This is a genomic window from Paenibacillus sp. FSL F4-0125 (assembly GCF_038008565.1).
Lineage (GTDB): Bacteria > Bacillota > Bacilli > Paenibacillales > Paenibacillaceae > Paenibacillus_AQ.
This window is the reverse complement of record NZ_JBBOZJ010000001.1, coordinates 2,848,130-2,868,830: the sequence shown is the minus strand read 5'-3', so window position 1 is coordinate 2,868,830 and position 20,701 is coordinate 2,848,130. Positions and strand designations below refer to the sequence as shown.

The following is a 20,701-nucleotide window of genomic DNA, read 5'->3' as shown; positions in this document are numbered from 1 at the left end:
TTATATGTTGCACATCAAAAGGTTATGTTTTATGCTTCACGATCCGTTTCTTTTTCCTCAGTCGCTATACGATTCATTTGATCTGCCACTTTATCCAGGCGTTCTAATTGATACCCGTAATCGTAAATAGCTGCGGCTACAACATACAAACGTAGTTGACCTATTTTCTCCGCATTATACCCTAGGATCGTTGAATTCAAAAATCCATCATTCTCGTCTCCCAAGGGTTCTGATTCATTGGTGTTCGGTTTAAGTTTATCTTCAAATTTCAACAAGATCAGTTGATGATATTTGATTAACTGCTCCAAATGGCTGTCAAACAATGCATCAGTCTCTTCGCTTCGATCCGCTTGAAAATAATGCCGGTCCACAGCCTCAAGAACATCGAAGCCTTTTTGTAAAGATGATAACAAGTTCTTATAGACAACCATCTGTCTAGTCTGACTGTACTTCGCCCGCTTTAGCTGTTTCTGCTCCTCTTCAAACAAAGCATACTTATCCGCTAAAGATTTAATGGACGACTCCAGTGCAAGCTTTTCATCACGAAACACACTTTCCTTCATCTCATGAGATACTGCCGTTCTTAGCAGCAAGGATAGGCTGGCAAAGACGTTCTCAATCTGCTTGATGTACTGTTTACGTGGTTTCGGAGGAACTACTATAATATTGATTAGAAATGCAGAAACAATCCCTGTCAATGTTAATAAGAAACGATTCAGTGCGAACTGCCATTCTCCAGAAGCCTCCATCACTGTGATAACTGTGACTAGCGTCAGGCTAATTGTATCCGCTCGGTTAATTTTCATACTGATCATTATGACAAGAATACAGACTAACCCAACCGCAATTGGACTATTAGATAACAGCATTCCTCCCAGAAGAGCGAGTATCGCGCCCATAGTAGTCGTTGTCAGCTGATCAAGAAAATAACGCCAAGAGCGATAAATCGATGGCTGCATAGCGAAAATTGCTGCGATTGCAGCGCCCACAGAAGATGGGAAATGTAGCAGTTCGGCTAGATACAAGGCAAGCGTGACTGCCATTCCTGTTTTAAATATGCGAGCTCCAAAAGCCAAAAATATCCCCCCTAAAAATTGGCCCACTCTGCAATATGGACATCTGTTAATCCCTCATTCCTCTAATTACCCAAGCCTAGAGTTGATGAATTTTAAGATCATTTAAGCTCTCACTCATGATTCTTTCAGCTTTCAGGGAATACTAATTCAAGTAAGTCCCTATCACATATAACATACGAGGTGAGTGAATGAATAACAACATCAAAAAATTCGCGACTATTACAGCGGTTCTTTTCCTCAGTCTGTCTTCAGCTCTTGCTCCTATTGGGCATGCGTCAGCTGAGAATGTAACTTCCGCTGCACCTGATTCTGGACCCTTGGAAAAAGGTCATAGACCCCCTCCAGGGAAAGACGGGAAATTCAGAGCCGGCGGACATTTCATTATTTTCGAAACAGCCAAGCTGCTTGAGATGGATCGAACAGAGCTAATCAATAGCCTTAAATCAGGCAAAACCCTCCCCGAGCTAGCCCGTGAGAAAAAAGGCTGGACAGAGGAGCAATATATTCAGAAGCTCAGCGAATCCGCAAGTAAGCGGCTGGATCAAGCCATCACCGAGGGACGGCTCACGAAAGAAGAAGCCCAAAAGCTAAAGGCTGGACTTCCTTCTATGCTGAAGAAAAAAATAGGTAAAATGGGTCATTTCCAGGATCGAAAATCTTCGGAACATCATGTGATGAACCCTTAAAATATCCCACTGAATCCTTAACTAATCGACGGGTATCTCCATTCCTTATGAAGATATCCGTTTTTTGTAGGCTTCAAATAGACCGACGGATAACATCAGCCATGCGCCACTCGCAGCAAAACCTCCAATAACGTCGCTAGGATAATGGACTCCCAAATAAATACGACTCCAGCCAATGCCTACGATCATGAATACTGCAAACATTATTAACAGGATCCGTTCACTTCTTCGCGGCAAATGCCGCCACAGTAAATAGGCAATTACCCCATACAAGGAGAAGGCTGCCATAGAGTGTCCACTTGGGAAACTATACCCAATCTCTTGGACAATACGATGGAAATTCGGGCGTTCCCTTTGAAACCACAACTTCATAAGTGTATTCAATAGCTGTGAGCCTAGTCCAACCCATAGGAATAGAATTAGCTCAAGCCGATGTTTCAGCAGAAAATAGAGCAGAGCCATCGTACCGATAGATATTCCAATCGCTACCTTAGAGGAACCAATCAGAGATAATCCTTTCGCAAAGGAGGTCAGCCCAGGTGATTCAGCGGATTGAACCAAATGAATCATATAGTTATCAAATGATGATACCTTATTCATATGAACTAGAATCGCAATAACGACGAAACAAGCAGCAAACCCTATAAAATAACGAAAACCTCTAGACCAGTTCTGATAATAAAGCATAAATACCTCCGTGTCTAATTTTGTGCCTGTCGATCGCATTTCCAGTGAAGCTCTAACCCGTGCTATAATTATAGAGAAATAAATATACAAAAAGATGGAGTGCTGCCAAAGTGGAGAGTCTAAAATTACAGGAACGTTTGTTGAACCAGTTTATTTCCACAAAGGTGCCCGTGACGATTTTCACAACGAATGGTGTGAAAATGCAAGGCGTCGTAACCTCGTATGATGCATTCACAATCACTTTACAGGGTCAAGGTGATGGCAGACAGAATGTGCTATTTAAATCTGCAGTATCCACTATTGTACCTCTTAAGCCCGTCTCACTCAAATAGCTCACAAGCTCATTTCATTTCTTCATCCTCTTTTCAATAATAAAGGGAACACCGGACAACATTTCCGGTGTTCCCTTTATTATTTTCTTAAATTGTCTAATTCACTCTTGTTAATGAGCTTCTTTTATACAGGGAAAATCACAGGCTTCACACATACCGGCTTAGATACCTCGGCTGTATTTCCAGTAAATACGAGACGACCACTAGCTGCTTCAATAGAGAATACAACCAAGTTATTAGCGTCACGATTCGCAACAATCAGATAAGCCCCATCCGGAGTTAAAGAGAAGTGTCGAGGATGCCCTCCACGAGTGGATACATATTCAATTAATGTAAGCTTGGCAGTAGCGGGATCCACCGCAAATACTGCGATATTATCTGCTCCACGGTTAGATGCGTAAAGATATTTTCCATCTATTGAAGTAGCAATTTCGGCACAAGTATTCTCTTCCTTAAAATCCTCAGGCAAAGTAGAAACTGTATCTACAGTGTGAAGAGTACCTGTAGCACTGTCATATGTAAACGATGTTATCGTGGAATCCACTTCGTTTATTACATAAGCTGACTTTCCATCTGGATGAAAAGTAAAATGACGAGGTCCCGCTCCCGGATGAAGCACCGTATCAGCGTGAACTTCTAGTTTGTTCAAATCTCTGTTGATTCTGTAGGACCGAATGAGATCCAGGCCAAGATCAGAAACAAACAGATACTGCCCGTCCGGACTGAAGATAGCTGAATGGGGATGCGGGCGATCCTGACGTTCAGGATGTTGACCGTGGCCGGAATGAATGGCGACATCCGAAAGTTGACTAGCAACTTTTTCTTCATCTAATGTAATCAAGCCTACAGTGCCACCATGATAACTACATACAACAACATATTCATTGTTTAGGTCTCTAGAAATATGACATGTGGTCGTTTGGCCATTACCTGAAGCAGGCATTGTGGCTATTCGGTTCAATTCGCTCAATTTCCCACGCTTAGCATCGATTGCAAAGGTAACGACTTCGCCCTCTTTTCCACCCTCACCATTCGGCTTTTCTCCTATGGCATATAAACGCAGCGCTGTAGCATCCACATTAACAAAGGTAGGGTTAGTTAAGCCCTGAACCAAGTCGATTAATTTTAACGTACCTCCTGCTTCGCCATCGAATTCAAATACCTGCACACCGCTTTCCGTGGCACTTGCATAAGAACCCGTAAACAGCAATAACTTAGTCTGCTTTTCCATCACTATATTCCTCCTTCAAAGTATTGCTATTATATAATTTACAGTTTTTAAACGTTAATGACAAACTATAAAGTAAAAAGTGTGACAAATAGTTCAAAAATAAGGCTTTCCAAGGATTAGGGAGTGTGTTATAATGAAAGCGCTAACATTAGTCTTTTATTAAGTACAAAGGGGGAACATGAATGAGTAGCATCCTGCTGGAAGCCAGAAATGTATACGAGGACTTCGAGGTGGAAACAGACATTCTGTTCTTTAAGGTCGGAGACCATGATTTGGTCATTTTTCACGGCAGAAACTACAACATAAAAAAGAGAATGACTGCCGAGCAATTAAAACGATTGTTATCCAATTCAACTTACTATCATGTGTACGGTGGCTGTTATGTCAATCTGAACAAGATCAGTTCTATCGAAGACGACTGCATTTATTTCGGAGAAAAGGGACTATTCGCTAAAAACGTTCGTGTCCCAAGACGGAAGCAAGAAAGTATTCGTCATCTATTGAAAGGACTGAAGTAAACATCTTATTCCCATAAGCCGGAAGGGCATGTTACCGATGCCAATTCCGGCTTTTTGCTTTTTATTAATAGAAACTTAAAAAGATCCTATCTTTTTTTATACTTTCTTAAGGTTTAGGATCAGGATTTCTGTTAAAGTTGTTAATAGACAAGCAACACCTATATTGAAGGGAGTCATTACTCATAATGGACAAAAAAGATCTGAATGGAAATGAGAACTTAGAAAACAACGGTACTACGGAGGAAGAGTTGAACACTTCCGAGAATACCAATGAAGTAAATGAAGTGGAGGTCGTAGCTGCTGAAGAACCTGTGAATACAGTAAAACAAGAAAGTATTCCGGTAATGAACAAAGTCGGCAGTAACAACAATACAACCCCACCTGCTCCACCAGTTTCTCCTAAAGGTAACAAGGGCTGGATGATTGCCTCGGTGGTTCTGGCTGCGGCACTTATCATTGTACTGATTAAGCCTCCGTTCCAAAAGGACGACAGCAACACAGCTGTTGCTACCGTTAACGGAACTAACATTACTAAAGAACAACTTTATGATAAATTGATCGAAGCTGGTGGAGAAAGCACGCTGCAAGCTATGATTACTACAGAACTCGTTGATCAAGAAGCTAAAAAAGCTAACGTAACCGTTACTGATGAAGACATCAATGCTGAATTAGAAGATCTTAAAGCTCAATTCGGCGGAGAAGCTGCATTTAATGCTGCATTGCAACAAAGCTCAATGACCGTTGATGACTTGAAGAAGCAAATGCCACTGCAAGTTAAACTGCGTAAGATTCTTGAGCCGCAAGTAACTGTAACCGATGAAGAAATCAAGGAATATTATGATGCAAATAAAGCTTCTTTCAACGAAGAAGAACAAGTTCGTGCTTCCCACATTCTCGTTGAGACTAAAGAAGAAGCTGATGCAATTCTGAAGCAATTGAAAGATGGAGCAGATTTCGCTGAACTAGCCAAAGAAAAATCTTCGGACACTGGTTCCAAAGATAATGGCGGAGATCTAGACTTCTTCAAACGTGGAGATATGGTAGCTGAATTCTCTGATGTAGCATTTAAGCTTAAAGTTGGGGAAACAAGTGATGCTGTGAAATCCGATTATGGTTATCACATCATTAAAGTAACCGACCACAAAGATGCTAAAAACTACACCTTGGAAGAAAAGAAAGATGAAATCAAAAAGACGCTTGTGTCTCAAAAGGTTTCCACCCTTTCCACTTCTTGGTTGTCAGATACAACTGCAAAAGCTAAAATCACAAATTCACTTACGGATGCCAAAAAAGAAGCAACAGCTTCTCCTGAACCATCTGCAAGCGCAGAAGCAGGAACTGAATCCGCTAAATAATACGACAGTAAAAAGCAGGACAAGCGTTATAAGACGCTGTCCTGCTTTTTTTGTACCAATTTCCGAACTGATTAGTGTCCTTTTTTTCGAATCTGCTTATCACGGTTCTCTCCCCACTCTTTCGCTTGCGAGGTAGCAATAGAGATCGCCCTTCCCTCTTCATATCCATCTTCTAGCAGTGCATTAGCAATATCTATCGCTTTATTACGAACTGGTGCTGTGAAGTTCTTCAGTGAATCTGGATAATCATCTTTGTTCCACGGCATACAAAAACCTCCTTAACCTGCTATATACTTCACTTAGCCAGGTCAAGAAGGTTTTAAACACTCTTTTAAGCTTATTTAAAGACTTTAACGCGATCTTCAATCGGTTGGAATTGTTTCTCACCTGCTGGAGTTACTGTCTTACCAAACGGCAATTGTGCAATCAGCTTCCATTCTTGCGGGATGCCCCATGCTTCTTTCACTTCGTCATCAATCAGTGGGTTATAGTGCTGCAGGGATGCGCCTAAACCTACTTCAGAAAGTGCAGTCCATACTACGAATTGCAGAATGCCTGAAGATTGGTTGGACCAAACTGGGAAGTTCTCCGCATACAATGCAAAGCTTTCTTGAAGGTTCTTCACTACCGCTTGGTCTTCAAAGAACAATACGGAACCGTATCCTGCTTTGAAAGATGCTAGTTTTTGCGCTGTTCCTTCAAATTGTTCAGCTGGAACGATTTTGCGCAAAGTTTCTGTCGTGATATCCCATAATTTATCATGCTGTTCACCTAAAAGAACAACCGCTCTGGAGCTTTGGGAGTTGAATGATGTAGGGCTATGCAAAACCGCTTGTTCAACGATTTCAATAATTTGAGCATCTGTTACCGTGGATTCTTTGCTAATAGCATAAATAGAACGTCTTCCTTTAACCGCTTCTAGAAAATTGTTAGACATAAAATAACTACCTCCATTTATTTAAGTAACTTACTTTTGTACATCTTATCACCTTTTTTTCTAAAAACACAACATTTATTCACAACTAATATTGTCGGATATAAAAGGCTCCCGGTAAGTAACATCTCCTCTTCACTTTTCCGATATACATAACTGCTGAAAATAAGCTACAATAGTGCAGCAAAAGTACAGAAGGAAGGTTATTTATATGAAATTCACAACAGATAAAGCGCTCATCCTACATAAAAAAACGGTCATATTCTCTTGTATGATGCTCCTTTGCCTTAGCTTGGCGCTTACTGGCTGTAAAGACACAAAATCGTCTAATTTAAATGCTGTAGAACTTGATCAGACTGAACTTAAACCTGTATCTTTCTGGGTAGCTACAGATACTCACTTTTTAGATAAGGATCTTCAGGACGGTGGTCAGGCTTTTCAGACCTATGTCACGGGCGGTGACGGGAAAATGCTGCCTTACAGTGATGAAATGGCTGAAGCTATGGTCTATGAAGCTGAACAGAAAAAGCCTGCGTTTATCATCCTCAGTGGTGATTTAACTAATAATGGGGAACGCAGCAGCCATCAAAAGTTAACCGAAAAGTTAAAACGAATTGAACAACAAGGAACCTCTGTTTATGTCATTCCTGGCAATCACGACATATTCAATCCTTGGGCTAGATCCTTCAGCGGCGATAAACAGCTCCTTACGGATTCAATTACGGACAAAGACTTCGTCAAAATGTATGCGGATTTCGGCTACAAAGAGGCTGTATCACGTGATAAGGAATCATTAAGCTATATCGTCAAGGCCGCCCCCAACTTATGGATTCTCATGATAGACAGCAGCCAATATCTTAATAATCTGAAATACGGATTCCCTCAGACGGATGGACGTATTGCTTCCTCTACTCTTTCATGGATGGACGAATCCGTTAAGCTTGCAGCCAAAGAACACGCTTCAGTGATTACGGTGATGCACCATAACTTACTTAGCCATACTTCTATGTCTGTTTCAGGATTTAAGCTTAATAACAGTCAGGAAGCTATACAATCCCTACGGAAGAATGGGCTGAATCTAGTCCTTTCAGGACATATTCATATGCAGGACATTCAAGTAGATCCAGCAGACACGAATCAAGACACAGAATCCACTGAACAAATGCCAATCTTTGATATCGCTACGAGTGCAATGGCCGTCAATCCACATCAATATGGTGCCATGACCTTCGATCCCGTCACGCGGGCCGTAAATTATAAAACAGCAGCCTTAAACGTTGAAGGTTGGGCTGAAGCTAACCAGATTACAGATCACAATCTCTTAAACTTCAAAGCATATGCCGAAGAAGCCTTTGCTTCTAACTCCTATGACAAAGCTATGGATAGTCTTAAGGAAAGTCCTTTCACAGAAGCTGAAAAAGAATCCATGGCGAAGGTAATGTCCATGTTGAATGTACGATACTTCGCAGGAACTGCGGGTACATTCGCTAAAGATATTAAAGCGTTGCCGGGCTACAGGCTTTGGGAGGGACAGCAGGACGGTTTCTTGGGAGGTTATGTTCAAAGTATGGCTGAAGAAAAAGCGTTAAGTAATGTCGACTTAGAGGTGGTTTTAACGAAGCAATAAAAGAATGGCATGTTCTATATAAAAAAACCCAGCTCCCACTCGCATTTCTGCGAAATAAGAAGCTGGGTTTGGATGTGTTATTTGATTGATGAAGATCGAACAACTATTTCCGAGTAATAGTAATCCAACCCTCATCATCTACATACACAGAAGCATGAAGTGCTTCAGCAAGCACACGCAGTGATACATAGGCATCACCATATTCGTCAACAAATACAGGCTCAGCAAGCTTCACTTTTTCACCGTTAATTACTGCTTCGGAAGAACCGATTTTGAATACCAGCTTATCACCGTACACACCATCCGTTACGATAATGGCACGATTGACTGTATCCCATTCCACAGTAGCATCTAAATCTTCTGCCAGGTATCGCAGTGGAATGTAGGTCGTATAATTGTCTACGATCGGATAATAATATTCGTCGTCAGGCTCGATGACAATCGTTCTCTTGGTGATACCAAGATCGTCTTTCAATATACGATAAACGTTAGAATTCGGGTCGAAATTGTTCAAAGTCTCTGCAGGCGTTAAACTACCGGAAGAAACATCAAGTGCCCCTTTTGTACTGATTGGATCTGCGGTTACAGCACCACCAATGTTCCAAACCTGACTGGAAGCCTTAAGGGAGAAACTCTTTAACGGCATATCTTCAGTACCTGGAAGTGCCACTTTCAGATCAACATTCTGTTTACGAACATGTAGACTGCTATCAACAAAAATGTCGACTGCAAGCTTCGTATCCTTACTCAGCACTGTCTTAAGCTCAGGGGTGGATTTGTAAAGACTATCCAGTTGATTGTCATATACCAGAAGTACCGCATCGACAGCCAATTTTGCTGCATCATGAAGTACGGTAACTACTGCTTCTTTATCATCTAAAGGGATATCTCCAAAACCAAGATTCCGCAAATCACCGGAGCCTTTTTCGTCCATAGCTTTGATCACTGGGTACAGATAGTCGTACAGACCACCAACCAATTCTGTAAAGCCTTCAGTATCTTTAGAGATCGATTTCAGGAATCCTTTTAACAAAGCTGGAAGCTCATCACCCGTCACTTCGGTATGTAACTTCGTCATATTCACTTGCTGACCATACACAGCCTCACTAACTGGTGTTACGCTAATTGCGCTTGGATTCGGAAGATTCTTCACCACAAACTTCGTTAGCAGCTTACTAAGATCCTCAGCTTTAGTCAGATCCAAACCGACTTCAGCAAAAATCTCATCATAGCCTTGAATTGGGAAGTAAAACGGTTGTTTTGCTCCTTCAACAGTAAAGACTAAAGTTTGTTTGTCCATAAACAATGCGAAAGGAATATTCAATTGTTTATAGCCGATCGTTCCATTTGCAGATACATTACCATTCTCTTGTAACTTTGCATTACTGATACTCACGGAAAAAGAATTTATGAGATCGACCATTTCCTTATCTTCTGCGCTAATTCCTTCTGAAGGCTCAGCGTTCATAGAAAACGTCATGCTGGATTCTGATGATTTAACATCGACATCCCCGATCAATGCCTTATTAACATCGAAACCTCCAACCGATTGACAACCGGCCAGAACAAGCAGCAGTGCGACAAAAGGAATAAACCATTTTGCCTTAGCTTTCATTCTCCTCATAGCAAGTCTCCTTTTTTAAGATTTTTTTGAAATCAATCCATTATCTCAGCAAAGGTAACATTTGTAAATCAAAGTATGAATTATTGTAAAAATACTATAAATTCAACAAACTTCGCCATTCAATAGAAAGCCAATCATTGTAAATTAGACCCTTGAATATGCCCAAAATCAATAAATGTGCTGGATAAAAAGACCACCACACCCAGCGTGGCACCCGGTGACGCTCTAAATATCCCCACAGAGCAGGCGTCAAAGCAATCAACAGCGTAGGTATAATACTAAGCATTTGCACTGTCCAAAAATTATAGAACATATAGAATACATTCAGTGCTAAATGAGCTCCGACAAGCCAGTATGACTTCGTATAACGGAAGATTAATACTAATAGCAGACCATACGCATTATAGTCTATAGGGAAATAATCCATTAACGCGATAGCCCCAATGACAACAGGTATACCAAGCCATAGAGTGGGAAGCTTATCCAAAATAACCAAAACGATTGCCGATAACAGAAGTGTAAATACAACATTCCATCCACCAGGATTAATTGCAAAATTGTATGGAATCTGAGCAATAATAGCGATTATGAGCAGTCGGAACAAATATTTTGGTCTGGATGATGTATGGATATGTCCCTGCACAAGTCCGTAACAGTAAATGGGAAAGGCTATTCTCCCTACATATCTCCAAGCAATATCCTCTGGAAAAAAGATATAGCCAATATGGTCGATTAGCATAGTCAGCATAGCGAGAATCTGCATATCAAACCTCCTAAAATGGGTTTATATCATACTTTCGCCAATGAGTACTTCATCTCCTTTGCCAATACGCAAATGATGACCATAAATAAAAAGATCATAAAAAGATCCTCTACTTCTGGGTTTTTCCCTCTTGACTTTATGGTGTGCAATTGAGTACTATGAACGAGCAACATCATATGGCAATGATCAAAGACATGATTTCCTATACGAACTGTCCAGAGAGAGAGGTCCAGGCTGAAAGCTTCTCCAGTAAACGATTGTGAAGTTACCCCTTTGTAGCTGTGGCGCTGAATCCGTTGATCCAAATTTCGCGGTAGTATGTGACACCGATTTATCCCCGATATCGGATACCAATGAGGTCCTATCCTTGTGATAGGTCGAATTAGGGTGGAACCACGAGCTGAACGCACTCGTCCCTTTCTGGGAGAGATGCGTTTTTTTGCGTTCACCACTAACAATTTTTGAGAAATGGAGGCTAACAATCATGGAGATCAAGGTAACACTGCAAAACGGAACAATTAGAGAGGTACTGCAAGGAACGACGATTAAAGAAGCAGCAGGTGCCATAAGTACCAGTCTGAAAAAAAGTGCTGTAGCTGGAAAAATTGATGGCAGATCCGTTGACTTAAACCAACCGATCGAACATGATTGCCAGCTCGAAATTGTTACGTTGGATAGCAAAGACGGCCTGGAAATTTATAGACACAGTACAGCACATATCATGGCGCAAGCCATAAAACGTATATATGGAGATACGGGTGTCCGGCTTGGCATAGGGCCAGTAATCGAAGACGGCTTCTATTATGACATTGACATTGAGTCACCTTTATCCACGGATGACCTTGTTGCAATCGAACAAGAGATGGCGAGAATTATTCAAGAGAATCACCCGATCGTCCGCCGTGTCGTTTCACGCACAGAAGCAATCAAGGTTTTTGAAGAGATGAATGAACCTTTAAAGCTGGAGCTTATTCGTGATCTGCCGGAAGACACAGTATTATCTATTTATGATCAAGGTGAATTCTCGGATCTATGCCGAGGTCCACATCTTCCCTCTACTGGCTTGGTCAAAGCCTTTAAGCTGTTAAATGTAGCTGGAGCCTACTGGCGTGGAGATTCCAATAATAAAATGCTGCAACGCATTTACGGAACTGCTTTTCCTAAGAAAGCTCAGCTTGAAGACCACTTGCTCTTTCTTGAAGAAGCTAAAAAACGTGATCACCGTAAGCTCGGCAAGGAACTGGAATTGTTCATGTTCTCTGAAGAAGCACCAGGTATGCCCTTCTATCTTCCCAAAGGAATGACAATCCGTACAGAGCTTGAAAACTTTGCCCGTGAATTACAAAGACAGAGAGAGTACGATGAAGTTCGTACACCGCTGATGATGAACAATCGGCTTTGGGAACAATCCGGGCACTGGGATCACTACAAAGACAATATGTACTTCACAAATGTAGACGAAACAACATTTGCACTTAAACCGATGAACTGCCCGGGGCATATGTTGATCTACAAAAATAATCTGCATTCCTACCGAGAGCTGCCTATCCGTATTGCGGAATTCGGTCAAGTACATCGCCACGAATATTCTGGCGCACTTAACGGGATGATGAGAGTTCGCACTTTCTGTCAGGATGATGCCCACCTCTTCGTTTTACCAGAGCAAATTGAGGATGAAATAAGCCGGGTAATCTCACTGATTGACCATATTTATGGAGTGTTTGGCTTTGAGTATAGTATTGAATTATCGACTCGTCCGACAGATTATATGGGATCTGAAGAATTATGGGATCAGGCTGAACAATCTCTGCAAAATGTATTAAACAATCTCGGGATCGAGTATCGTGTGAATGAAGGTGATGGCGCGTTCTACGGACCTAAGATTGATTTTCATATCTTAGATGCGCTAAAACGAAGCTGGCAATGTGGAACCATCCAACTAGATTGGCAAATGCCAGAGAAATTCGATCTTACTTACATCGGGGAAGATAATCTTAAGCACCGCCCGGTCGTAATTCATCGCGCTGTTTATGGGTCGATTGATCGTTTTATGGGGATTATTACGGAGCATTATGCCGGAGCATTCCCGCTATGGCTGGCACCGGTTCAAGCGAAGTTATTGCCCGTCTCTGAGAACTACATTGATTATGCATTTCATGTGAAGCAATCTTTAGAACAAGCTGGGATTCGTGTAGAGGTTGATATCCGAAATGAGAAGCTAGGATACAAAATTCGTGAAGCTCAGCTGGAAAAAGCTCCTTATATGCTCGTACTTGGTGAGAATGAGAAGAACTCTGGCAATGTATCCGTAAGAAAACACGGCGAAGGAGATCTTGGCTCCAAGAGTATACTAGATATTATCGAGCAGATTAATAAAGAAATAGCTAGCAAAAAATAAAGTCCAGCTCCTAATTCAAAGGTTAAAGGGCAGTCTATTCGTAGAAAACTACGATTAGACTGCCCTTTCTTTATCACATCTGATGATTCACGATCATGCTATTTCACATACAGACGACCGCTTTCTTCCCAATATTCGCCTGGTTTGAGGCTGAACAAGCCGATCTCATCTGCTGGCAGATCTACCATTGGCGCATTCACCAGGTTGATTTGCGGTTCAGGGCAGAAGAACTGTTCAGAAGCACCATTATTCCAGATCATCCACTGCTTGTACGAAGTCCCTACATCATAAACTAAAGTTACACCAGCTTTGCTGTCGGTAAGCTCCATCCGGTTACGTCCGTTCTGAGCAACAGCCGTGTAATGGTTGTCCATCGAAGCGAAATAAGGATTGACACCTTCATCACGAAGCTGAGTTTCTCCCGGCTCCAGCTCTTGGAATTTCCCAGTCGGAAGCATACGGTCATTCAATTCCCAGCGATTACCGATGGTAGCTTTTACAAGATAATCTTGTGGAGTGCTACCCGGTGCGAATGGTGCATTAATTGCGGTATGGAATGCCAGCAAGCAAGGCATCACATCATCACCATCATTGTGCACTTGCACCTGTTGAGATAAGCCACCTTCACCAAGGGTATAACGTAGTTTCATTGTGTATTTAAACGGCAAATATTGATAAGAAGGATGATTCTCATCCACTTTGATGAATACGGTTACGAAGCTTTCCGTCTTACCGCTACCAAACTCTTCCACTTCCCAAGCTGCCGTATGTAAAAATCCGTGTAAATGGTTGCCCGTTGCGACTTCATTTACTGGGAGTTGATAAGTTTGACCATTCCATGGAAATTTACCATCTTCATAACGATTCGGAGGAAATAATACAGGAATACCATGGATGCCTGGACTTGCCTTGAAGGCTTCCATTTCCTCAGCGCCCGGTTCATGCAAGAACCGGTAACCGTTTTCGGTATCTCGGAAACAGATCAAATTGCCGCCGATACCTGGTAGTATAGCTGCCTCATAACGGCCAGCTTTCAACCAGATGGCTGCTTCTCCTTCATATTGCCCTTCATATGCTGTGATAGACATAATAATGTGTTCTCCCTTCCAGTGTCTTATAATTGTCTCTACTTGATAGATTACCACATCTGGTCATGACGTGACATGCCCTTTTTTACAGCTGTTCCACTTCAACGCTCATGACATGATCAATTTTCTTCACATCATAATAGATCTCTGTTGCATAATCTTTGTCCGGTGCTGAAATCACCATATCGATCATTTGTCTTCCATCTTCCAAATCCTTAATTTTCATTCTGCGGATCGCCCGGGATGGACTTCTAGTACTACGTTGAGTACTAACTTGAGGCCGCTCGATTTTTTGGATCACTTCAGTAAGCACAAAATTGGCTTCCATGATGATTCTAACCGAAACTTCGTGCTTATTAAGTACTTCAGGACCAATGGAACGAATTAAATGAGGAACCAAATTCACCGCAAACATCAGAAGAATAACCGCATAGGCTGCTTCAATATAGAAGCCTGCGCCCACAGCTATACCAATTCCAGAAGCTGTCCAGATAAGTGCTGCCGAAGTGAGACCTGATATCGCATCTCCGCCTCTTCGTAATATAACACCAGCACCCAAGAACCCTATCCCACTGACAATCTGTGCAGCCAGTCGCATCGGATCCATATTCGGATGCTCTGGTCCTGCAAACTTATCAAAGGCATGAATAGACACTACTGTTACAAGACAAGAGGCGATACTTATGACCATACTGGTCCGAATCCCCAGCGGTTTCTGCTTGATCTGTCGGTCAATCCCGATGAACAGCCCGAACAGCATGGCCACTAATAGCTTAATTAATGATTCAATATGAAAATCCATCGTTTATTCTCCTTTCCCAGAGATACTCCATTATAACGGAAAACAGAGATAATGATTAGCTTTATTTTACATCAAAAAAACGGCATTCCTATCCTCAATGTATATGCGTTCACGATCAATTTGATCCCGCATAACAAAGAGGATAGAATCCGTTTTAATGGAAGAGATGATTTACGAAAATTTAACCATGGAGCAACGATTCTGCACCGTCACAATAGATCTCAGTTCCTGTAATATGATCTGAATCCTCGGATGCCAGAAAAAGTGCCAGCTTTGCAACTTGATCAGGACGCCCAGGTCCTTCCTCCAGCGGTTGATCCCCCTCTGGAAATTCAACAGGGATCTTTACCTCTTTGAGATCTTCGGATGGAAAAGTGTTGTCATCTATATTGGTTTTTATAGCCCCGGGACAGATCGCATTTACGCGAATTTGAAATTGTGCCAGTTCTAATGCTGCCATTTTCATAAAAGCAACCTGGCCTGCCTTTGTCGTACTGTATGCGGAAAAACCGACGTTGGAAAATACACGGTTTCCGTTAATGGAGCTGTTAATCAGGATGCTGCCCCCGCTATCTTTTAGATGCGGTATCGCATATTTAACAGTCGCGAAGGTTCCACGCAAATTAATATGAATGGTCTGATCCCAAGATTCAATATCCATCGTTTCAATGGGCGTCATGGCTCCATTGATCCCTGCGTTAGCAAAAACAATATCAAGACGCCCCCATTTCGCGGCCGCCTTGTTTATTGCTGCTTCCACTTGCGGGGGTTCAGCAACGTCGCATTCTATTACGAGAGCTTCTCCGCCTTCTTTCTCTACTTGTTTTCTAACCTTTTCTGCGTTCTCAACCGTTCTATCTAGTAATACAACTTTGGCCCCGTTTCGAGCGAACTCAAGCACGGTCGCTCGTCCAATACCGGAACCTCCTCCTGTTACAATTGCTACCTTGCCTTCCAGCTTCTTATCTGCCATGTCTAAATATCCTCCTTCTTGTCATGCAAGCCTTACAGTTAAGTTCTTTCCCTAACCTTAACCTCGCATACAGAAGTTGAATCGACAGATATTTACTTTTCTCAAGGGTGTGTTTATTCTCCCTGCCGAAGATGAATCATGAGATCATTTAATCCGGCTTCACGAATACCTTCAATAATTAGTTCAGCTAGAAGTCTTGCACCTAGAATCTGAAAATGCGTGTTGTCCTGTACGCCAACTGGATGCAAGATATATTCTCCGGGATAGCTCCACATGAACAGATCCTTCGTTCCTTCCACTCCATAGGTTTCAAAAAGCTTACGACTCTTCTCTGCCAAATCGATCAGAGGGATCTGCTCAGTCTCTGAGAGCTCCCGCATAGCTACTAAATAATCCCCATGGGTGTCTACGATTGCTTCATTAATATCAAATCTCCGCCTATGTACAGCGGTCACCAATACCGGGTAGGCTCCCGCTTCCCTTGCAACTGTAATCATCCTTAGCAAATACTCTTTATATGTAGTAAAGGGGTCGGTGTGTCTTAGATCATCACCCTTGGAATCGTTATGTCCAAATTGAATGAACATATAATCTCTAGGTCTGATAGCTGCGGCAAGGTTATCCAAATGCCCTTCCTCAATAAAGCTCTTGGAGCTACGTCCAGAAATAGCCCGATTATCCACAACAAGTCCTGCTTTGAAGCAGCGTGGCAGTAACTGCCCCCAGCCAGCATAAGGATAACCTGCTTCTCCTTGATCGGTTACCGTAGAATCACCGGCCAAATATAAGATGAGTGGTTCGTTATCAGGCTCAATGTCCATTGCATTTATTCGGGGTGCAGCACCCGAGAACGTGAGCTTTAGCTGACCACCCATGATTCGCATCGCAAATGATTCTCGTACATATTGACCTGCCGGGACGTTCAAAGTATCTAATACGTACTTACCATCACCCGCTCGAATCACTGTACTGGTATCGGCTAAAGCATCACCGAGTAACAATGATATACGGTAAATCCCATCAGGAATATCCAATAGGAGGACAGCTCTCTGCGGAATGCAGAAATCACTTCTTAATGTATCTGATCCTCCTCTGGAGCGCCCGAATACTGTCGAGTCTGAAGTAAACCCAAATCTCGTCTCCGGAGTGTACCTTGTATCCGGCCGAATTTTGGTGTAGCCAGGCTCTGTATCTTTAATCCCAAAGTCAAAATGATAGCTATCCAAATTCAGCCGCACCTTTCTTCATTAGAGAAATTATCCTTTCAAACCACTGGTGCTGATTCCTTCTACAATCTGCTTTTGGAAGATAAAGAAAATAATCATGACGGGTGCCAAGCTAAGAACGGACATGGCGAACATGGGTCCCCAGTTGGACACGGACTCACTGTCGAGGAACATTTTTAGTCCCATAGAAACTGTATATTTAGATGGAGAGTTCAGGTACAACACTGGCCCAAGCAGGTCTTCCCAGCGCCAATAGAAGGAAAAGATCGCTGCAGTAGCCATAGATGGACGGATGAGTGGGAGAATAATTCTGAAGTACAGACCAAATTTCCCGCAACCATCAATTGTAGCCGCTTCGTCAAGTTCAACAGGAATTGTCCGAATAAACTGCAGCATTAGGAAAATAAAAAACGGAACTCCGAAGAACTGTGGAACCACGATCGGCTTGATACTATCGAGCCATTCCAATTTTGCATAAATAATATATTGCGGGACAAGCACTACATCTGAAGGAAGCATAAGCGTCATCATCATGATACCGAACCATAAGCCATGCCCTACAAACTTATTACGTGCAAATCCGAAGGCTACCAGTGAAGAAGAAACCACCGCTCCTAGAGTGGCTACAACGACGATAATTAATGAATTCTTTATAAAGACACCAAAGGAGTATCCTGCAATCCCTTCCCAGCCTTTAGCATAATTCCCCCATACCCAAGGATCGGGAAGAAGCTGCTGAGCGGTAACAAATACAAGCCGGCTCTCTTTAAAAGAGCTCATGATCATCCACAAAATCGGATACAGCATAATGATAGCGAGGCCACCGATAAGAATATGATACAGCGGCCATTTCAGTTTCATTTTCGCCATGGATTATTTTCCTCCTTCCGATTCGTAGAAGACCCACGATTTGGATGTCTTGAACAAAATTCCGGTCATGATGCCGACTAGCAACAACATCACCCACGCCATAGCCGAAGCATAACCCATGTTATTGAACATAAAGGCCTGACGGAATAGATATAGAGAATACAACATCGTACCGTCCATTGGTCCGCCTTCACCTTTAGAGATAATATAAGCTGGAACAAAGGTCATAAATGCACTGATCGTCTGCATGACTAGATTGAACAGAATAACTGAGCTTAGGAGGGGCATTGTAATTTTAAAAAACTTTCTGAAAAAACCTGCTCCATCTACACTAGCTGCCTCGTACATTTCACCAGGAATATTTTTTAGACCTGCCAGAAAAATCAACATGGATGAACCAAACTGCCACACGGATAAGGTAATCAACATAATAAGCGCAGCGCTCGGATTACCGAACCAGCTTACTGGACCAAGGCCGAAAAAACCGAGCATGCCATTAATAATTCCAGTATCACTAAAAATATTACGCCACATAATGGATACCGCCACACTGCCACCTATAATAGAAGGTAAATAATAAGTTGTACGATAGGCTCCGATCATACGCGATTTTGTATTTAGGATCATAGCCACAAATAATGCAAAGGTGAGCCGTAAAGGCACACCAATAAATACATAAAGCAGCGTCACCTTAAGTGAATGTAAATATTTCGGGTCATTCGAGAACATTTTGATGTAGTTATCAAATCCGATCCATTTAGGTGGAGCGAATAAATTATATTTAGTAAAAGAAAGATAAAGAGAAATGATCATCGGAATCAGTGTGAAACAAAGAAAACCAATGACGAACGGACTGATGAAGGCATATCCTGTAAGGTTGCTTCGCAAACTCCGGCCTGTTAGCTTCTTTTTCTTAAAAGCCAGCGGATTCGAAGGAAGGGGATTCGTGGATGCCAAGGGTCTCCAACTCCTTTTTAGAATAATAAGGGAAACGGGCTGCCGCCTAACCAAATGGCATGCCGTTTCCCATGTTAGACGCAGTATAGTTATTTGTTACTTTACTACTACCGGCTGGAGAGAATGGCGTTCGCTTCTTTTCGGAACTGCGCTGCTGCAGCTGCTGGGTCAATTTTGCCAAAGTTCATTTGTTCAGCAAGGTCTGTAAGGAGTGCTACCACCTCTGGCGATCCCACTGGCGGACTCATTGGAGAAGTAGTAGGCTCCATGTCAGCAACGAACTTGAATACTTGTTTACCAGAATCCGTTAATTGTGAAGAAACAGATTCCTTAATCTTACTTGAAATTGGCACACCACGTTCACCTTTGATTAGGTTATTGGCTTCAGGATCATTAATCCAGAAATCAACGAACTTCGCTGCTTCTTCCTTCACTTTGGAATTAGAAGTAACCGACCAGTACATACTTGGCTGCATATAAAGACCTTTTTCCATATCTGGACCAGGCATTTGTGCCAGCGCCATAGGACGATTTACAGCGATTTGCAAAGCAACATATTGGTTCGACCATTGCCATACACCGATACCTGTACCTTTAACAATATCCGACTCTTCGATAACGCCTTTGTTTTGGCTCAGTTTGTCTTGGGTTGGAACCGCACCATCTTTAATTAAACCAGACAGCATTCCGAAAAAGTCAGTGAATAAAGCATCGTCCTCATATCCAAGCGCTGAACCATCATTGTTATATAACGCCAGCCCTTTTGTGCGCAGATAATAGTTGAAGAATACGTCAGCTGCCATGGAACCGTCGATGTATAGTCCAGCCGATTTAGCTTTAGCAGCAATTTCTTTGTATTGATCCCAAGTCCAGTTCTCTGGAATAGAATCCACTCCTGCCTTCTTTAGCAATTCTGGATCATATTGAAAACCAAGTACGTTAACACCTAGTGGAATTCCATATTGCTTCTCATTGATCACCCCGGTACTAAGTACGTTCTCATTCACATCGCCGACTTGTATCTGAGAGTTCAAATAAGGCTTCAAATCTTCAAGCTGTCCGTTAGATCCATATTGATTAATATAAGAAATATCCATTTGAACGATATCAGGAAGTCTATTTGCTGCTGCTTGCGGAGCAAGTTTTTTCCAGTAATCATCAAAGGACGCATATTCTGGTTCAATCGTTACATTCGGGTATTTGGCTTCATACATATCAATCACTTGTTGTGTATAAGAATGTCGTGTATCTCCACCCCACCAAGCAATACGCAGGGTTACAGGTTCTGCTGAGGTCGTAGCTGCAGGCTTCGTTTCCGAAGGAGCATTTGTAGCTGAGTCCGTAGCGGCAGCGCTGTTATTGTTGTTACCTCCACCACAACCCGCTAATATAGATGACAGCAACAATGGTACGGCTAGTAAAGCGAATCTCTTTTTCAAATTCATGTCCCCTTTTCCTATAATAGTGTAAAGGCTCTGATCCCTTTAGGTAGCGCTTTCATGGTTAAATTTTCTCAAATATTTAGTGATTTATGAATACAAAAAACCGTCTTGT

At 42.2% G+C, this 20,701-nt stretch carries 20 protein-coding genes; 6 read left to right on the top strand and 14 right to left on the bottom strand.

The genetic code is table 11. The annotated features are described in order from the left end of the window. Positions 1-29 precede the first annotated feature (29 nt). A complete protein-coding gene (locus NST74_RS12390) occupies positions 30-1,076 on the bottom strand; it encodes an FUSC family protein (RefSeq protein WP_042126955.1) in 1,047 nt (348 codons plus the stop codon). Positions 1,077-1,264: 188 nt separating this feature from the next. On the opposite strand from NST74_RS12390, the gene NST74_RS12385 reads away from it, so the two are divergent. Then, positions 1,265-1,762 (top strand): hypothetical protein, encoded by a 498-nt coding sequence (locus NST74_RS12385; RefSeq protein WP_052414578.1) that lies wholly within the window; start codon positions 1,265-1,267, stop codon positions 1,760-1,762. A 45-nt stretch (positions 1,763-1,807) separates the two neighbouring features. On the opposite strand, the gene NST74_RS12380 is transcribed toward NST74_RS12385, so the two are convergent. After that, positions 1,808-2,449 (bottom strand): phosphatase PAP2 family protein, encoded by a 642-nt coding sequence (locus NST74_RS12380; RefSeq protein ID WP_052414577.1) that lies wholly within the window; start codon positions 2,447-2,449, stop codon positions 1,808-1,810. Positions 2,450-2,559: 110 nt separating this feature from the next. Between NST74_RS12380 and hfq the strand changes: the two genes are divergently transcribed. After that, on the top strand, positions 2,560-2,781 hold the full coding sequence (gene hfq / locus NST74_RS12375; protein ID WP_042126951.1) for an RNA chaperone Hfq: 222 nt from the start codon (positions 2,560-2,562) through the stop codon (positions 2,779-2,781). A gap of 124 nt (positions 2,782-2,905) precedes the next feature. On the opposite strand, the gene NST74_RS12370 is transcribed toward hfq, so the two are convergent. Further along, entirely contained in the window at positions 2,906-4,012 is a 1,107-nt protein-coding gene (locus NST74_RS12370) for a lactonase family protein (protein ID WP_341112290.1), read from the bottom strand. A gap of 182 nt (positions 4,013-4,194) precedes the next feature. Here NST74_RS12370 and NST74_RS12365 point away from each other — a divergent pair, with 182 nt between their 5' ends. Together NST74_RS12365 and NST74_RS12360 are read left to right on the top strand one after the other, a co-directional pair. Beyond that, positions 4,195-4,530: a hypothetical protein gene (locus NST74_RS12365; RefSeq protein ID WP_042126947.1), complete on the top strand. Its 336-nt coding sequence runs from the start codon at positions 4,195-4,197 to the stop codon at positions 4,528-4,530. A 185-nt stretch (positions 4,531-4,715) separates the two neighbouring features. Beyond that, positions 4,716-5,885 carry a peptidylprolyl isomerase gene (locus tag NST74_RS12360; protein ID WP_341112289.1) on the top strand — a complete coding sequence of 390 codons (1,170 nt, stop codon included), beginning with the start codon at positions 4,716-4,718 and terminating at the stop codon, positions 5,883-5,885. Between the two features lie 71 nt (positions 5,886-5,956). On the opposite strand, the gene NST74_RS12355 is transcribed toward NST74_RS12360, so the two are convergent. Further along, a complete protein-coding gene (locus tag NST74_RS12355) occupies positions 5,957-6,151 on the bottom strand; it encodes a hypothetical protein (protein WP_042126943.1) in 195 nt (64 codons plus the stop codon). A gap of 71 nt (positions 6,152-6,222) precedes the next feature. Beyond that, a complete protein-coding gene (locus NST74_RS12350; RefSeq protein ID WP_341112287.1) occupies positions 6,223-6,822 on the bottom strand; it encodes a nitroreductase family protein in 600 nt (199 codons plus the stop codon). 208 nt (positions 6,823-7,030) lie between these two features. Between NST74_RS12350 and NST74_RS12345 the strand changes: the two genes are divergently transcribed. Further along, positions 7,031-8,446 carry a metallophosphoesterase gene (locus NST74_RS12345; protein WP_341112286.1) on the top strand — a complete coding sequence of 472 codons (1,416 nt, stop codon included), beginning with the start codon at positions 7,031-7,033 and terminating at the stop codon, positions 8,444-8,446. Positions 8,447-8,549: 103 nt separating this feature from the next. Here NST74_RS12345 and NST74_RS12340 read toward each other — a convergent pair whose 3' ends face one another. After that, complete coding sequence (locus NST74_RS12340) at positions 8,550-10,070, bottom strand: copper amine oxidase N-terminal domain-containing protein (RefSeq protein ID WP_341112285.1); 1,521 nt, start codon at positions 10,068-10,070, stop codon at positions 8,550-8,552. Positions 10,071-10,164: 94 nt separating this feature from the next. Further along, complete coding sequence (locus NST74_RS12335; protein WP_042126939.1) at positions 10,165-10,833, bottom strand: TraX family protein; 669 nt, start codon at positions 10,831-10,833, stop codon at positions 10,165-10,167. Between the two features lie 484 nt (positions 10,834-11,317). Here NST74_RS12335 and thrS point away from each other — a divergent pair, with 484 nt between their 5' ends. Beyond that, positions 11,318-13,231 carry a threonine--tRNA ligase gene (thrS, locus tag NST74_RS12330; RefSeq protein WP_341112284.1) on the top strand — a complete coding sequence of 638 codons (1,914 nt, stop codon included), beginning with the start codon at positions 11,318-11,320 and terminating at the stop codon, positions 13,229-13,231. Positions 13,232-13,329: 98 nt separating this feature from the next. Here the strand turns inward: thrS and NST74_RS12325 are convergent, their stop codons facing one another. The 7 genes from NST74_RS12325 to NST74_RS12295 form a co-directional block, all read right to left on the bottom strand. Beyond that, complete coding sequence (locus NST74_RS12325; protein WP_341112283.1) at positions 13,330-14,319, bottom strand: aldose 1-epimerase; 990 nt, start codon at positions 14,317-14,319, stop codon at positions 13,330-13,332. 85 nt (positions 14,320-14,404) lie between these two features. Then, on the bottom strand, positions 14,405-15,121 hold the full coding sequence (locus NST74_RS12320) for an MgtC/SapB family protein (protein ID WP_042126933.1): 717 nt from the start codon (positions 15,119-15,121) through the stop codon (positions 14,405-14,407). A gap of 181 nt (positions 15,122-15,302) precedes the next feature. Further along, positions 15,303-16,094 carry an SDR family oxidoreductase gene (locus NST74_RS12315; protein ID WP_042126931.1) on the bottom strand — a complete coding sequence of 264 codons (792 nt, stop codon included), beginning with the start codon at positions 16,092-16,094 and terminating at the stop codon, positions 15,303-15,305. 113 nt (positions 16,095-16,207) lie between these two features. Next, entirely contained in the window at positions 16,208-17,320 is a 1,113-nt protein-coding gene (locus tag NST74_RS12310; protein ID WP_341112282.1) for a rhamnogalacturonan acetylesterase, read from the bottom strand. Between the two features lie 30 nt (positions 17,321-17,350). Beyond that, positions 17,351-18,190, bottom strand: a complete 840-nt coding sequence (locus tag NST74_RS12305; RefSeq protein WP_042126927.1) for a carbohydrate ABC transporter permease — start codon at positions 18,188-18,190, stop codon at positions 17,351-17,353. Positions 18,191-18,193: 3 nt separating this feature from the next. Then, entirely contained in the window at positions 18,194-19,114 is a 921-nt protein-coding gene (locus tag NST74_RS12300; protein WP_042132108.1) for a carbohydrate ABC transporter permease, read from the bottom strand. A gap of 140 nt (positions 19,115-19,254) precedes the next feature. Further along, positions 19,255-20,592 (bottom strand): extracellular solute-binding protein, encoded by a 1,338-nt coding sequence (locus tag NST74_RS12295; protein ID WP_341112280.1) that lies wholly within the window; start codon positions 20,590-20,592, stop codon positions 19,255-19,257. Positions 20,593-20,701 lie beyond the last annotated feature (109 nt).